Origin of the sequence: Bacillus cereus group sp. BfR-BA-01349, from assembly GCF_022663795.1 — a bacterium.
Lineage (GTDB): Bacteria > Bacillota > Bacilli > Bacillales > Bacillaceae_G > Bacillus_A > Bacillus_A cereus.
In genome coordinates this window covers 20,502-35,205 of the sequence record NZ_JAKUGE010000008.1, presented here as the reverse complement: position 1 = coordinate 35,205, position 14,704 = coordinate 20,502, and the positions used below count along the sequence as shown (strand labels likewise).

Here is a 14,704-nt window from a genome sequence, read left to right as displayed (position 1 = left end):
AAAGAGATGAAAACTCTTTAACTGCCAGTGATCGTTTCCGAACGATTAGGCATAGTGCAGGGAAATGATACTTTCTTAACAGGCTCACCACTCCTTTATGATGGATTACTTCTTATCGGCGGAAAGATGGAGGATCATTCTCTTAACAAAGCAAGTTCATTTTTCGTAGAATCATATAATCGCTTTAAGCCGATTGGCTCCTTCCAAAACTGCTCTTCTATTATTCAATCTTTAAATATCGAAGGAAAACCTGTTTTTTTAATAGAATAAGACCCTACGCGACTAGCAAATGAATTTATTAAAGCTATAACAAAACAACGCTTTTGGGATAGAACATATTCATAGAATAGGGGGACATTTATGTTTGTTACTGTCGAGAAAGATGTGCATATTTTTGTGCAAGACGTTAATCCTGGTCCAGGTAGTAAGACTGTTTTCTTCGTTCACGGATGGCCTTTAAATCATCAAATGTATCAATATCAACTCAATGTTTTACCAGAGCATGGCTTTCGCTGTATTGCCATGGATATACGAGGGAATGAGCAATCTGATAAGCCATGGACTGGTTACACGTATGATCGATTAGCCGATGATATCGCAATTGTTCTGGAAGCACTTCAAGTAGAGAACGCTACATTAGTCGGTTTCTCAGTTGGTGGTGCTCTTTCTATTCGCTATATGTCTCGCTATAATGGGCGCCGCATTTCTAAGCTCGCATTAATTGACGCTGTCTCCCCCTCTTTCGTTAAAAATCAAGAGTCCCCTTACGGTGTACCGAAAGAACAAGCAGATGCTCTCATTAATCAAATGTATGCTAATTTACCAAAATTTTTAAATGACGTATCTTTATCCTTTTTCAATAGAAACTTAGGGGCTGCAACCCTTGAATGGTTTTCTTATCTCGGTATGCAGTCCGCTTCTTATGCCCTTATCAAAATTTTACAAGCAGCTGCAAATGAAGATGTAACGAAAGATTTAAATAAAATTAACGTCCCAACAAAAATCTTCCACGGCGTTCACGACCAACTAATTCCTTACAAAAGTGCTGAACTTACACAACAACGAATTAAAAATTCTCAGTTACATGCTCTTACAAATAGTGGTCATGGTTCACCAATCGATCAAGCGGATGAATTAAATAAAGAACTGATAAAATTTTTACAAACATAACAACTGCAATATAAGAATGAAAGTTAACATAATCGTTTTTATAAAACATAAAATTCACACATTTCTCACAAATACACGAATAAAACGATTACATTTTCATATATACTAAATGTACAAGTAATACTCCCTAAACCCAGCTTGTCTGGTTACCCCGTTAAATACTATGAAAAAAGAACTTGTATCGTTATACAAGTTCTTTTTGTTTCTTTTATTTAAAGAGGATATCTTTACTATATTGATTTCCAACGAGTAAATCATATTGAAGCATTTTATATTGCTCTAACATTTCGTTTTGTTTCTTTGTTAAATCATTGATTACTTCTCCATTTTTATCAACTTTTAATTCATCTCTAAGCACTGGTATTTCCTTGTAAAGTTCCGATAAAAATTGATAAAATAAGGATTTATTTAATCCTGCATAATCAAAAATAAGATTAGAAAAATGAATTGGGCTTACTAAACCTATATTATCATTTGGCATATCAAAGTTTGCATACATTAATAGCGGCGTTTGCGCCATCGCTAAACGTTCACTCGGTGTTTTTTCATTCGTTATATACCCGTTTTCTTTATAAAAAGATTTATTTGTTCCTAATGATGGAAGATGATCTCCAAAGAATACTAATAATGTAGGTCTATCTAAATTATCTAGTTGCTCTATTAAATATTGAAGTGCCTCATCTGAACGTCTTAATCCTTCTGTATACGTCTCTAATTCTCCTTTTGATTCTTCATTTTCTAGACCGCTAATTTCTATTAGGTTTTCACCAAATCGGCCTTCTGTAAATGGAAAATGATTTTGCATCGTAACTGCATGAATAAATGTTGGCTGTTTTTGTTCCTCTAACTCAGCAATTATCTCTTTACTCATCGCTAAATCACTAATATAATCTCCATCAATATCTACATTTTCCATCGTGTCCTCTGCATTAAACTTATCAAATCCTAACACCTTATATACATCGTCACGTTTAAAGAATGTGCGACCAAATGAATGAATTGCACTTGTATAATAACCTTCTTTTTTCAACGCCGTAGGGATTGATGGAACTTCTTTCTTATTTGTAATAACCTGCTGATATGGTATAGAACCTGGCTTTAACAAACTCATTGAATAACTTGTTAATGCCTCAAATTCAACGTTCGCTGTATTTCCCCCAAATGTAGGAGAAATAGTTTGTCCCCCAGGAAAGTTTTCTATATAATGATGCAAATTTGGTACAGGATCTTCACTAAAAGAAAGGTTGGTTACTTTCGTCGGATCCCAAAACGATTCACTCATTACAAAAATAATATTCGGTTTCTCTTTTTTCTTTTGATTCCCTATATTTCCACTATATTGTTTTTTTATATCGTTTGCTATTTGAAGCATATTTTCTTTAGAATAATTTTTTGGTTTTTCCATAACTGTTGTATCTAAATTGCTAATAAACCCAAGTACAAAACCATTTGAAGCGTAGTTCTCATTTTGATTCCACAAAACAAAATCTACACCTGATTTTTGAAATACTTTATTCATAAATGTATTCGCAAAATTACCGTACGCATATAGAACAAAAATAGATCCTACTACTAATAAGGCTCTTATTCCTAGATGAATCTTTACATTTTGAATATACCTTCTCATATATATCCCTGCTACAATACAAGCTACGATACTTACGATAATGACAAAAATATAACTCCAACTAAAATAGTCCATCACCATCGGTATAACAGATTGCATATGCGTAATTTGTGTGAAATCAGAAGGATATAACGGATCACCTCTGAAAATAAGCTTCAAATAATTCACAATACATAAAATGACTAACGTACAGCTCGTTAAAACCATACTTAGAAAAACCTTACCTATTAAATTATATACAAGAATATATATTGCATAAATTACTACAAAACTTAATATAAACTGCATATTATAAAAGTAAACCCAATTCATTGCCTCTATGAAACTCATATTAACTTGCATGACAATATAAAATAACGCTACTGTATGAGCTAATAAAAGTAATATAAAATGCACTCGCAGGGATGCTCTAAGTATAGACATCTCTTTTTTATTGAAATGCGTAATATAAAACGTTATGCCCCATATGAAAATCATCATAACACTTAAAACAAGCTTTTGATTTAAATGATCTTTCATCATGTCTAAATTAAAAACCTTTAAAATCATAAACAGCATAGTTATTACTAATAAAGTCACCATACTACTTATAATGCTAGAAATTAATATATTTCTTTTTGGAAGATGAAAAAGTGTAGAACCATACTTCAATTCATTCCCTCGTTTCTATGTCTTAATTTCCCCCGCATCGAAAGAACTATTTCTATTAAAATAACATATATTACATATTTCGTCTGCATACTTGCTTCTACTATAAATGTATTGTCTTAATATTCCCTTAATCAACAGTTAAATTGTGGTATACAAATTACTCATTCTTGAAAAACTTAATTTCAGCATTCCACTTTATGATATAATAACTATGTTTTGGAAATCCTTAATACTATTAAAGATTTCACATAAAAATACGAAAGAATTAATAAAAAAGGAGTTGCTCATTTTTGCTTACTAAGTTTAAGAGTTTGCCTAAAGCGGTATATGCAATTTTGGCGCTTTCTTTCCTGTTGCACGTTTTTTGTTTAGTAAAACAGCCAGGATTAGATGGAGAGTTAGTCAAAGTAACATATGGTGCAAATGATGCCTTTAACTATTCGTTAACAGCTGAACAACTATTAAAACATGGTGTATTTGGTTATGTGTATTTAGAACCTAGTGAAGTTCCAGGGAAAAATGCATATATTACACCAGGTCAGCCATTACTATTAGCTGGCGCTATGATTATTTCTGATATTACATCAATTCCTTACTATTACGTAGCAACTGTTATTAACATGATCATGAACCTTTGCACAGTGCTATTAGTATTCTTAATAGGAAAAGAATTGTTCGAAAAAAACATTTATGGAATTGTTGCAAGTATTTTATATGCTATTTATCCAAGTAACTATACATACTTCCGTACATTGCTAACAGAAGTTCCATCCATATTCTTATTGGCGTTATGTGTATATGTATTTGTTCTCGCATGGAAATACAATAAAGTGAAATTCCATATATGGTTTGGAATTGTCGTTTCAATTTTACTTATGTTCCGTCCAAATCCAGCTCCAATGATGCTTATTCCTGTTCTTGTTGTGTTATTTACATATGGATTTAAAGAATCCATTCGAATCGGATTGTTATGGTTTATCGGACCTTTCTTTATTATTGGCGCATGGGTTGTTCGTAACTACTTAGCACTCAACCAATTTATTTTATTCTCAACCCAAGGTGCAGATCCACTAATTGCCGGTGCAGATCCATTTAATAAAATTGGATATGAAAATATAGTAAATGAAATGAGAGCTAAAGGCTTAGATGACAAAGGTGCATACGCAAAAGAATTAATTAAGAACGGATTTAAGACGGACTTCACTTATTGGTTCTCTTGGTTCACTGTCGGTAAAACAATTGAATTATTCAAAACAGCTCCTGCTGTAGACCAATATCGTATTCACAACTTTATGCAACTATGTCATAGAGTGTTTACCATCGGTACATTCTTGAGCAGCTTCTGCTTCATGCTAAATTCATTTAAACATAAACGCGTTATGATGCTAGTAGCAAGTTCAATTATTTACATTATCTTCTCAAACTTATTCTTAGCAATTAATCGCTATGGATTTTTCATTAATCCTCTTATGTGCTTAATTCTTGCATACGGATTAATTCACATTGTGCAGAAGCTTCCATTCTTCCGCACTAATCAAGCATAATAAGAAAGAGGTCGTCCACCGTTGGACGACCTCTTTCTTATTCCCCCACACTTTACACACGGCCAATTTGTCCATTCTGTAATCACACTTTAATTCCGTATGTATGTGTGTCTGTATTTGTCAAAATATCTTTCACAACACCACTCACTGTTTTACGTATAAATGCAAGTTTTTTACAACTATTACTATAACGAAAAGAGAAAATGATTAGTATGTGTATTATATAAAAGGAAGCAGCCATATTTTCCATACGATACATACGAGCACTATAACTACAAAATCAAAAAAATCTAATCTCGGTCCTTTTTTCATATTCATATGTAGCCACATATGAAACCATTTTATTTTTGTATATTTATAGATGTTTTTCTTTGTAAATCGGTAAATAAGCATTTGCATAATAAAAAATCCGGCCACAAAAATAAATAATAAGATGAGAAATCCAATCACAAAATTCCTCCTATTTTTGTAGCGTTTTTTCTACTATCCGATTTTTCAAAACCCACTCTTCAAACTGGGCACTTCCAAATTCCCAACTAAGATCGCGAGCATGTACAGAAAAAACGTAATAACCGGCATATTCGTCCATAAACCTACCTAACTCTACATCGTCTTTCTGAATACCGTATACTCCAAAATTAAAATACACATCCCATACGTCTTCATTCTTCCTCTTATAAGCAATCGATTCCATATCACATTCTGTCCCGAAATAATCAAGATGTAAATGTACGCTATCATCGTATTCGTACTCCATTTTATCACCCCTTATATTTGTACTTCTTTACCACCCAAAAAATTCCTGCTATCTACACTCACATATGGGCACTTACCTACATATCATGCTTGTAGAGTGACTTCTAGGAGGTGTTATATAGTGAAAAAATTAATCGCGATTTTTTGCATCATGTTACTAGCTGTTTTTACTTTTGCTGCTTGTAGTAGTAAAAAAGAAAGTACGAAAGAACAAACTCAAAACATTCGCGTCGGCGAAGTTACCCATTCTCTCTTCTATGCCCCATTATATGTCGGGATTGAAAAAGGATTTTTTAAAGATGAAGGACTAAATATTGACCTACAAACAACAGCTGGTGGCGATAAAACGATGACCGCCCTATTATCTGGCGGAATTGATATTGCTCTCGTCGGTTCTGAAACGTCTATTTACGTTCATCAACAAGGAGCGAAAGATCCTGTCATTAACTTTGCACAGCTTACACAAACAGATGGGACATTTTTAGTTTCACGTAAAAAACTAGACTCTTTTAATTGGAATGACGTAAAAGGTGTTACATTTTTAGGACAGCGTAAAGGCGGCATGCCGCAAATGGTTGGGGAATACGTTTTAAAGAAAAATGGCATCGATCCTCGGAAAGATACAAACTTAATTCAAAATATCGAATTTGCTAATATTGCAAATGCCTTTGCATCTGGTACAGGAGAGTTTGTGCAGCTCTTTGAACCGACTGCAAGCATATTCGAAAAAGAAGGTAAAGGTTATATCGTCGCTTCATTCGGAAATGAATCTGGTACTGTTCCTTATACAACGTTCATGGCAAAAGAAAGTTTCTTAAAGAAAGATAAAGCTGCTGCTGAAAAGTTCACACGTGCGCTCTATAAAGCACAGCAATGGGTTGATACACATAGTCCAGAAGAGATTGCTGCTGCTGTTTCTCCGCTATTTAAAGACACTTCGAAAGACATTACAGTAAAAGTAATTGAACGGTATAAAAAACAACATTCTTATGCGACAAATCCACTACTAGATGCGGAAGAATGGAAACAGCTCCAAACGATTATGAAAGACGCTGGTGAATTACAAAAAGAAGTCCCACATGAAGCGCTCGTCAATACAAAAATTGCCGAAAGCGTTATTAAGAAATAGAGGCGAAGTGTATGAGTTTTTTACAAATACGTAACGTTTCTCACTGTTTTTTCGCAAAAGAGAATGCCAAACTTGTTCTTGAAGATATGAGCTTACAAGTGGAAGAAGGCGAATTTATTTCTATACTCGGCCCAAGTGGTTGCGGTAAAACAACGCTCCTCTCAATCATTGCTGGACTACTTGATCCAATTGATGGTATCGTCTTTTTAGATGGTGAACCAATTACAACGAAAACTTCATCTATGGGATATATGTTGCAGCAAGATTACTTATTCCCGTGGAAAACGATTGAAGAAAATATTATGCTTGGACTTCATATTCGAAAGATTTATGATGAACAGATGAAAGAACATACTTTAAATCTTTTAAAACAAGTCGGTCTACATGGGATAGAAGGACAATATCCTAGTGAACTATCCGGCGGTATGCGTCAACGTGCTGCTCTCGTTCGAACGTTAGCAACTGATCCGAAAATTTTATTACTAGATGAACCATTCTCCGCACTCGATTATCAAACGAAATTAAAACTAGAAGAACTCGTTTTCAACTTACTAAATAAATATAAGAAAACATCACTACTTGTTACTCACGATATTGAAGAGGCGATTGCGATGAGTGATCGTATTTATTTACTTCAAGCGAATCCTGGAAAAATCGCAAAAACCTTTATCGTCCCGGAAAGTATCCGTTCTTTATCACCGTTAGAAGCACGCCATCACTACGATTTCCCAGCCCTCTTTCAAGATATATGGAAGGAGCTGGAACGACTTGGATAATATAAAACAACTACATGAACAATTTCGAAAGAAAGAACGCAGGCGTGCTTGGATTGCTCGCTCATTACAGCTTTTACTACTTATTCTTTTCTTTGCACTATGGGAAATAGCTAGCAAAAAAGAATGGATCGATCCTTTACTCTTTAGTTCTCCTTCGAGTATTTGGGACCTCTTCTTAACGAAATGGATCGACGGTTCACTTTGGGCCCACATATGGACGACATTGCTGGAAACAGGAGTAGGCTTCATTCTCGGAACGGTACTCGGTGCTATTATTGCCACGTTTCTTTGGTGGATGCCACTTCTAGCCCGCATACTTGATCCTTACCTCGTCGTTCTAAATGCAATGCCAAAAGTTGCACTCGGTCCAATCATCATCGTTATTTTCGGTCCAAACATTTCATCTTCTATCGCAATGGGAGTAATCATTTCCATCATCATTACCATTCTCGTTATTTACAGTGCATTTCAAGAAGTCGATTCTAACTATATAAAAGTGATGGACACATTTGGCGCAAATAAATGGCAATGTTATAAGCAAGTCGTTCTCCCTGCATCCTTTCCAGCAATTATCTCAACGTTAAAAGTAAATGTTGGTTTATCCTGGGTCGGTGTTATTTTCGGAGAACTTCTCGTTTCCAAACAAGGACTTGGCTACTTAATTAGCTACGGATTCCAAGTCTTTAACTTCACACTCGTCTTACTTAGCGTACTACTCACATGTGTTCTTGCAACTCTTATGTATGTATTTGTTGAGGCATTTGAAAAAATTCTAATTGGAAAAAGAAAAAGAAGCTGACTCAAAACAGTGCGCTATAGTCAGCTTCTTTCTTTTACCTTTTATCACACATTTTCGTTTCATTTGTAATGTTTCCATCCGCAACCGTAACTGTATGGAAACAGTCTTTCACACGTACTGTAACGACATTATCTTTTCGATCTATCACATGATAATCATTAAACTTTTCATTCAAAGCACTACGAATTTGCTCCCCTTCAAAAATCGGAAAACCGTGAGACATTACCCAAATGAGACCAGCAACAGCAAGAATCGTTTTCATACGTTTCATTACCTCCTCGAGAGTAAACTTATAGTCCCTACAACACGCGCATTATAATTGTGTCTAAATTGTGACATTTTTATACTAATTCTATTTTATACCGCAAGTTCCTTCTTCTTTTTAATAAAAATACAGAATTTTCAATTTTATCAACATAAAAAAACGCAAAGAATTAAAAATTCTTCACGCTTTTCTTTAACGAAACTATATCGAAAGCATAACTCACATTAGTCTCCACTTTGTTGTTCTATCGTTTTTGAAACATCATATAATCCCGACAGCACTTCCGCTCTCATTTTTACAAGCTCAGGGAACTGATAGAAGAAAGCAATTTTTTTATATTTTAACTCTGTTCCTTCTTTCACCTTTTTTGAATCTTGTAAAATGAACGCTGTAAATGTATCTGCGATATCCTCCGTTACATTTGTTGTTCCATACAGCGATACAAAATCATCATGCTTTTCTTTATAAAATTCAATTTGTGCCTCTTCACTTTCTTCTACTTTCTTTTCTGTCCACTCTTGCTCAATTGGTTTCCAAAATTCATTATAAAATTGGTTAATATACGAAGTTTTTCTCGCACATCCATTTTTCAAGAACACCGTGTTACATTTATTTCGATATGATGAAATGTCTTTCTCTTCATCAAACGCCTCTAAATATTTCCTATCCACTGGTACTTGTTTATGCCCAATCGTTAATACGTGAGCCGTTTCATGAATTAATGTTTTCATCACTTCATCTATATTCACCCCAGAATCGAGCACGTCTAAACTAAGCAACCAATCTCTCGGGTCATCCATACTTGGCATGACATGGGCAACAACGCCGTCATAACCATCCGTTATTAGATCAAACCCTGTTATATTCTCACGATATTTCACTGGAATGAGAGTGCGATACATGTCCCATAACGTTTCATGCTACTCTCTATCTTGTCGCTGGCTTAACAAATCATCTTTTGCTACTTCGTCATCTGCAAAAACTTTATTCAATCTCTTACGATCCAATTTCTCAAAATAAGGATCTACAATTTCATCATCATCGATATAATAAGAAGCTAAAAAGAAGTAATTGTCATCCTCTTCTTTTTTCTGTTCCGCCTCTTTCATATTCATACTTTCATACTCTTCTATGTCATAATCCTCTACTTTTTCAAGTTCTGAAAGTCCCTCTATCTTTTTATATACTTTTTGTAATGTTTTATCTCCTATTTGCGTGCACTCTTCTTCTGTTTTACAAATTTCTTTTTCTTTCGTAACCTCGATAGCACTCTCGCATCCTGCAACTAAACTGCTTGCTATAATACAACATACTAACTTGCCATACAGTTTCTTCATACAATCCCCCATTATTCCATTCTACAAAATATCATAATCATTTTTTTGCGAATATGCGATAATTAATTATAAAAACTGCAAGGAGGCTTCCCATGATTCGTGCAATCTTATTCGACTTAGATGGAACACTATTAGATCGGCGCCAATCTTTAGAACAATTTATTTGTGAGCAATATAATCGCTTCGCCTCACATTTGAAGAGCATAGAGAAATCAGAGTATTGTTCTCGATTTCTTGAACTCGATAATAATGGCTATACGTGGAAGGATAAAGTATATGCTACTCTCCTTTCCGAATACAACATTACTACTTTAACGCAAGAGCAACTACTACACGACTATATTACAAACTTCCAACATCATTGTATTCCTTTCAAAAACACGCATGAACTACTTCAACAGTTAAAACAGCGAAACATTAAAATTGGTATTATTACAAATGGTTTTACTGAATTTCAGATGAGCAACCTTCGAGCACTACATATACATACGTATACAAACGCCATTCTCGTTTCGGAAGCTGAAGGAATTAAAAAACCTCATCCTGAAATTTTCGAACGTGCTTTGCAAAGACTAGATGTGAAGGCAGAAGAATGTCTTTATGTTGGAGATCATCCAGAAAACGATGTGCTTGGTTCTGAACAAGTAGGGATTCTTGGTGTTTGGAAAAAAGATTCGTTTTGGGGGAATTTTAAGCATTCACGTATCGTAGATGATTTGTTGGAGGTGCTTTCGTTTTTAGAGGTGGAGATAAAGTGAAACTTTAATCCGCCCCCACCTGAAAGAAATATATGCAAATAACCAATTCCAAACGACAAAGCAATTATTATAAAAAATAAAGAAAAGTTTAATTTAACCATCGAAACAGTAACAGTCGTTTCTTTTATCCATCTTTCCCCTCCTAAAATGTAAATATATCTTTACAAAATTGTATAATATACCCAAAATAATATAAAGATATATTTACATTTATTCTTACATACAAAAAAAGAAACCGGCTACTTTACTTCGTAAAACAGCCGATTTCTTCTATATGTTTCATCGTACGCGCTAATACGTCATCGCGCATTATAAAGCTAAATTTTCTATTCGTTTTAATGTTGTCAGGAATGTCTTTTAATAAAACAGACCCTTTCGTTTCTTCGTAATGCGTATGTTCTTCTACCGCACTAATTGTTGCAAAATAAATGTTTTTAATGATTATTTTGTCTTTTCCAGATACTTTGTATTGTCCTAAGTAAGTTAAATCAGAAACTATGCCGCCGGTTTCTTCATGAACCTCTCGAACTGCCGCTTCTTCCGGTGTTTCCCCTAGTTCTACTTTACCACCTGGAAATTCAAGACCGCGACGTAAATGATGCGTTAATAACCATTGATCCCCGTACCGGCATACAACCCAAACATGCTTTGGCTCAGGAGAAAATGGATAACGTTCAAACGATAATTGTACAGTGTTGTGGTAATAATCTTTAAATTTGTACATGCCATTACTCCCCTATTGATGGTTACAAGTTTTTCCTACCACAAATTGTAGCATATTCTCGCTTTTCTGCATAATATTATCCAATTACAATCCATTGATTATTCCCATTTGCGCGACTAATTCTTTCGTCTCATGATTTCCTAAATCATAAATCATTTTATATGCTTTTTGTAGTTGTTCATCATATCGGTCATTATTTGAATCGTGATGATACTCAACAAATGGAACGTGGGAGCGTACAAATGACCCTAAATCTTCTACATATGCTTGATCGAAGTGCTCTCTTAATTCCGTAATTTCTTCATCATTTGCGGAAATCTCAAAATTATAAGTATCCGCCGTCTTCACTTGTGAAATTTGACCGTTTCCTATTGATATATAATATGTTTTTTTCGTATCCATGTAATACCCTTCTTTCATCCTTTTAATTTCTATTGTTTTCATCAATTACAAAATTATGTAAAATAAAGAAAAGGAGGGGTTTTATGTTCAAAATATTAATTATCGGTATTATCATCGTCCTAATCATCCTCGTACTCTCCATCATGACAATTAATAAAGGCTATGCTTATAAACATTCCGTCGATAAACTAGAAGATAATCCTTATACAAAAAAGAATAAGGAGGATTCATAATATGCTTCGTATACTCCGCATCACAATCGCCCTCACTGTGATCGTTATGTCGGCAATTGGATTATATACAGGTCAAAATAAATTTGTACCTCTTTCATAATTTCTATTAGGGGTTTTAATGTTTCTCATCGCATTTGAACAAATAAAGAAAAAGGAATTAGCAACTGGACTTATTTGTATTATTGCTGGTGCCTTCATTTGGATTGTTCTCATTATTACCTACATAAAATAGAGGCGGTCTTTTATGCTAAAAGGAGTCCGGATTACTTTATCACTTATTGCCTTATGTATAGCAACCTATGGATTTTTTACTGGTAGTAGAGAAATAATGCCTTATATGTTCATCTTTTTAGGAGGTATGGCCCTCACCATAAGTTTAGAGGAAATATTAAAACGACAAACAGGAGGTAGTCTGCTCGCTCTACTAGCAGGAGCCGCTGCTTTATTTATTGGTTTCACAGAAATATTCTAGTAAATGGTCTAAAGGAGGCCATACAATGCTAACTCTAACTATATTACGGATTTTTTTAGCATTTCTCATGCTTCTCTTACTCACTTTAAGCACTTATGTCCATGTTACCGATAATTTTTCACTTCTTCCATACTTACAATTTATTCTCAGTTGTTCCTTTATTCTTCTAGGAATTAATGAATTAAAATCCGGACGAAAATCAATGAGTATCCCGTATTTTTTCGTTTCTGGTCTTATATTCTTCTTCTTAATATCGAACTACTTTCACTACATGTAGAATGAAATTTTGACCAATTTAGCATTTATAATTATTTTCTCTCAGTAACTATGTCTTTCTACTAAGGGGGATTCCATGTTAAAAAACATTCGAATTATAATCGCCACTATCGCTCTTTCTCTCGCCCTATTTAGCTTCTTTGCAAACTTCACTATTCTTTTACCTTACGTGTTCATCCTTTTAAGTATTATGTGTATCCTTTTTGGAATCGATGAAATAAAGCAGCAGCAAAAAACGAAAGCATTTATTTATTTTCTCTGTTCTGCCTTTGTTTTATATGTTGGAGTATCTAATATATTTTCATAAAAAAGAAGAGTATGGCCGCTCTTAGCACAATAAAAAAACTGCCCTTTCACAGGCAGTTTTTCTTTTTATCCAAAAACTTTCTCAAGTTCATCTTTATCTTGGCTTAACCAGAAGTTCATTAAGCGTTGTGCTCCTTCTAAGTCGTGAAGCTTCGCTTGACCACATTGCGTTTCATTTGCAGCCGGAATTTCTGTAATTTGAACCGCATCTTTTAATGTTAGTTCTAATAAATCAATGATTTCTCGAACTGTCGGCGTTCCGCTCACTACAAGATAATATCCTGTTTGGCAGCCCATCGGTGAAATATCGATAATATCAAAATGCGGATAACGATCAATATATTTACGTAAATTAAATGCTAATAAATGCTCTAACGTATGAATAACATCTGGTTTCATTGCTTGTTTATTCGGTTGACAGAAACGAATATCAAATTTATTTACAATACCGTCACTACCTACATTGTGAACTCCGCAATGTCTTACATAAGGTGCCTTTACAATCGTATGATCTAATTCAAAGCTTTCTACTGATGGCATACAACATCTCTCCCGCTTTTAATTTAATTCCGTTATATCCAATATGATATAACGGAAATGCACATTAGTAAAGTATTATGTACAGTCGTGCTATAATACTTTAAGAGTATGCTGAAAAGGAGACCGTTATGAAACAGATTTTTATTGGGATTATACGCTTTTATCAAAAGTTCATTTCTCCGATGACACCACCAACATGCCGCTTTTATCCAACTTGTTCTCATTATGGATTAGAGGCGTTTCAAAAACATGGTGCACTCAAAGGCTTTTGGCTTACTTGTAAGCGTATATTAAAATGTCACCCTTTCCACCCGGGAGGATTTGATCCTGTCCCAGATAAAAAGGATGACAAAGTAAATTCTTAATTGTCGTAACCATTCACAACTAAATCTAATTTTCCTGTATCAGGATCTATAACAAGACCGTGAACAGGTACTTCTTCCGGAAGTAATGGGTGGTTGCGAAGTACCGATACGCTATGTTCTACACTTTCTTCCACACTAGAGAAACCGCGCAAGAATTGTTCTAAATCGATTCCAGAATAACGAAGCATATCTAATTTCTCTTCTGTTATACCGCGTTCTTTCATTTTCTCAATCGTACTCCTTGCTTGAATTTTTGCCATACCACAATCATGGTGACCAACTACACATACTTCATCAGCACCAAGTTCGTATACAGCGACTAAAATACTACGCATAATACTTCCAAATGGATGTGAAATAACAGCGCCTGCTACTTTAATAATTTTCACATCACCGTTACGCATATTCATCGCTTTCGGTAATAGTTCAACAAGTCGTGTATCCATACAAGAAATAATTACCATCTTTTTGTTTGGAAATTTCCCCGCTACAAACTCTTCATATTTTTTCTCTTCAACAAATTTCTCATTGTACTGCAAAATCTCTTCTAATGACTTCATAGTAAAGGACCCTC

The 14,704-nt window shown here is 34.5% G+C and carries 18 protein-coding genes and 5 pseudogenes; 12 read left to right on the top strand and 11 right to left on the bottom strand.

Annotated elements, in window-relative coordinates:
* Window positions 1-24: 24 nt before the first annotated feature.
* Window positions 25-345: pseudogene (locus tag MR169_RS06700) on the top strand (type 1 glutamine amidotransferase family protein); the annotation flags it as partial.
* A gap of 15 nt (window positions 346-360) precedes the next feature.
* Window positions 361-1,170, top strand: a complete 810-nt coding sequence (locus tag MR169_RS06695; protein ID WP_242319146.1) for an alpha/beta fold hydrolase — start codon at window positions 361-363, stop codon at window positions 1,168-1,170.
* Window positions 1,171-1,378: 208 nt separating this feature from the next.
* Here the strand turns inward: MR169_RS06695 and MR169_RS06690 are convergent, their stop codons facing one another.
* Entirely contained in the window at window positions 1,379-3,448 is a 2,070-nt protein-coding gene (locus tag MR169_RS06690; protein WP_242319145.1) for an LTA synthase family protein, read from the bottom strand.
* A 290-nt stretch (window positions 3,449-3,738) separates the two neighbouring features.
* On the opposite strand from MR169_RS06690, the gene MR169_RS06685 reads away from it, so the two are divergent.
* Complete coding sequence (locus MR169_RS06685; RefSeq protein ID WP_242319144.1) at window positions 3,739-4,992, top strand: glycosyltransferase family 39 protein; 1,254 nt, start codon at window positions 3,739-3,741, stop codon at window positions 4,990-4,992.
* A gap of 82 nt (window positions 4,993-5,074) precedes the next feature.
* Here the strand turns inward: MR169_RS06685 and MR169_RS06680 are convergent.
* From MR169_RS06680 to MR169_RS06670, 3 genes and pseudogenes are all read right to left on the bottom strand, one after another.
* Window positions 5,075-5,146 (bottom strand): annotated as a pseudogene (locus tag MR169_RS06680) (DUF2196 domain-containing protein); the annotation flags it as partial.
* Window positions 5,147-5,211: 65 nt separating this feature from the next.
* Window positions 5,212-5,442: a hypothetical protein gene (locus MR169_RS06675; protein ID WP_000578984.1), complete on the bottom strand. Its 231-nt coding sequence runs from the start codon at window positions 5,440-5,442 to the stop codon at window positions 5,212-5,214.
* 10 nt (window positions 5,443-5,452) lie between these two features.
* Window positions 5,453-5,749 carry a DUF3986 family protein gene (locus MR169_RS06670; RefSeq protein ID WP_000455580.1) on the bottom strand — a complete coding sequence of 99 codons (297 nt, stop codon included), beginning with the start codon at window positions 5,747-5,749 and terminating at the stop codon, window positions 5,453-5,455.
* A gap of 120 nt (window positions 5,750-5,869) precedes the next feature.
* Here MR169_RS06670 and MR169_RS06665 point away from each other — a divergent pair, with 120 nt between their 5' ends.
* Genes MR169_RS06665 through MR169_RS06655 form a run of 3 tightly spaced genes read left to right on the top strand, consistent with a single transcriptional unit; the run spans window position 5,870 to window position 8,452 of the window.
* Window positions 5,870-6,877, top strand: a complete 1,008-nt coding sequence (locus MR169_RS06665; RefSeq protein WP_000733149.1) for an ABC transporter substrate-binding protein — start codon at window positions 5,870-5,872, stop codon at window positions 6,875-6,877.
* Window positions 6,878-6,888: 11 nt separating this feature from the next.
* On the top strand, window positions 6,889-7,653 hold the full coding sequence (locus MR169_RS06660) for an ABC transporter ATP-binding protein (protein WP_000009060.1): 765 nt from the start codon (window positions 6,889-6,891) through the stop codon (window positions 7,651-7,653).
* Entirely contained in the window at window positions 7,646-8,452 is an 807-nt protein-coding gene (locus MR169_RS06655) for an ABC transporter permease (protein ID WP_000368768.1), read from the top strand. Before MR169_RS06660 ends, MR169_RS06655 begins: the two co-directional genes overlap by 8 nt.
* Before the next feature lie 34 nt (window positions 8,453-8,486).
* On the opposite strand, the gene MR169_RS06650 is transcribed toward MR169_RS06655, so the two are convergent.
* Both MR169_RS06650 and MR169_RS06645 read right to left on the bottom strand, forming a co-directional pair.
* Window positions 8,487-8,714 carry a hypothetical protein gene (locus MR169_RS06650; RefSeq protein WP_000849112.1) on the bottom strand — a complete coding sequence of 76 codons (228 nt, stop codon included), beginning with the start codon at window positions 8,712-8,714 and terminating at the stop codon, window positions 8,487-8,489.
* Window positions 8,715-8,941: 227 nt separating this feature from the next.
* Window positions 8,942-10,054, bottom strand: a pseudogene (locus MR169_RS06645) (recombinase family protein).
* Between the two features lie 92 nt (window positions 10,055-10,146).
* On the opposite strand from MR169_RS06645, the gene MR169_RS06640 reads away from it, so the two are divergent.
* Window positions 10,147-10,812 (top strand): HAD family hydrolase, encoded by a 666-nt coding sequence (locus MR169_RS06640; protein WP_000617248.1) that lies wholly within the window; start codon window positions 10,147-10,149, stop codon window positions 10,810-10,812.
* Between the two features lie 14 nt (window positions 10,813-10,826).
* Here MR169_RS06640 and MR169_RS06635 read toward each other — a convergent pair.
* The 3 genes and pseudogenes from MR169_RS06635 to MR169_RS06625 form a co-directional block, all read right to left on the bottom strand.
* Window positions 10,827-10,913, bottom strand: a pseudogene (locus MR169_RS06635) (DUF3267 domain-containing protein); the annotation flags it as partial.
* 143 nt (window positions 10,914-11,056) lie between these two features.
* Window positions 11,057-11,536 (bottom strand): antimutator 8-oxo-(dGTP/GTP)ase, encoded by a 480-nt coding sequence (gene mutTA, locus MR169_RS06630; RefSeq protein WP_000276385.1) that lies wholly within the window; start codon window positions 11,534-11,536, stop codon window positions 11,057-11,059.
* 84 nt (window positions 11,537-11,620) lie between these two features.
* The gene (locus MR169_RS06625) at window positions 11,621-11,938 is read right to left on the bottom strand and encodes a hypothetical protein (RefSeq protein WP_000379942.1); all 318 of its coding nucleotides are present in this window, start codon (window positions 11,936-11,938) and stop codon (window positions 11,621-11,623) included.
* Between the two features lie 83 nt (window positions 11,939-12,021).
* Between MR169_RS06625 and ytzI the strand changes: the two genes are divergently transcribed.
* The 4 genes and pseudogenes from ytzI (at window position 12,022) to MR169_RS06605 (ending at window position 13,226) form a co-directional block, all read left to right on the top strand.
* Window positions 12,022-12,171, top strand: a complete 150-nt coding sequence (gene ytzI, locus MR169_RS06620; protein ID WP_000472790.1) for a YtzI protein — start codon at window positions 12,022-12,024, stop codon at window positions 12,169-12,171.
* Between the two features lies 1 nt (window position 12,172).
* Window positions 12,173-12,403, top strand: a pseudogene (locus MR169_RS06615) (DUF3953 domain-containing protein).
* Window positions 12,404-12,415: 12 nt separating this feature from the next.
* Window positions 12,416-12,643: a DUF3953 domain-containing protein gene (locus MR169_RS06610; RefSeq protein ID WP_000912057.1), complete on the top strand. Its 228-nt coding sequence runs from the start codon at window positions 12,416-12,418 to the stop codon at window positions 12,641-12,643.
* 352 nt (window positions 12,644-12,995) lie between these two features.
* Window positions 12,996-13,226, top strand: a complete 231-nt coding sequence (locus MR169_RS06605; protein ID WP_000916676.1) for a YczI family protein — start codon at window positions 12,996-12,998, stop codon at window positions 13,224-13,226.
* A 65-nt stretch (window positions 13,227-13,291) separates the two neighbouring features.
* Here the strand turns inward: MR169_RS06605 and luxS are convergent, their stop codons facing one another.
* Window positions 13,292-13,765, bottom strand: a complete 474-nt coding sequence (gene luxS, locus MR169_RS06600) for an S-ribosylhomocysteine lyase LuxS (RefSeq protein WP_001141371.1) — start codon at window positions 13,763-13,765, stop codon at window positions 13,292-13,294.
* A gap of 128 nt (window positions 13,766-13,893) precedes the next feature.
* Between luxS and yidD the strand changes: the two genes are divergently transcribed.
* Complete coding sequence (gene yidD / locus MR169_RS06595) at window positions 13,894-14,130, top strand: membrane protein insertion efficiency factor YidD (RefSeq protein ID WP_000809334.1); 237 nt, start codon at window positions 13,894-13,896, stop codon at window positions 14,128-14,130.
* Here the strand turns inward: yidD and MR169_RS06590 are convergent.
* Entirely contained in the window at window positions 14,127-14,690 is a 564-nt protein-coding gene (locus MR169_RS06590; protein ID WP_000838158.1) for a beta-class carbonic anhydrase, read from the bottom strand. The genes yidD and MR169_RS06590 overlap by 4 nt on opposite strands.
* Window positions 14,691-14,704 lie beyond the last annotated feature (14 nt).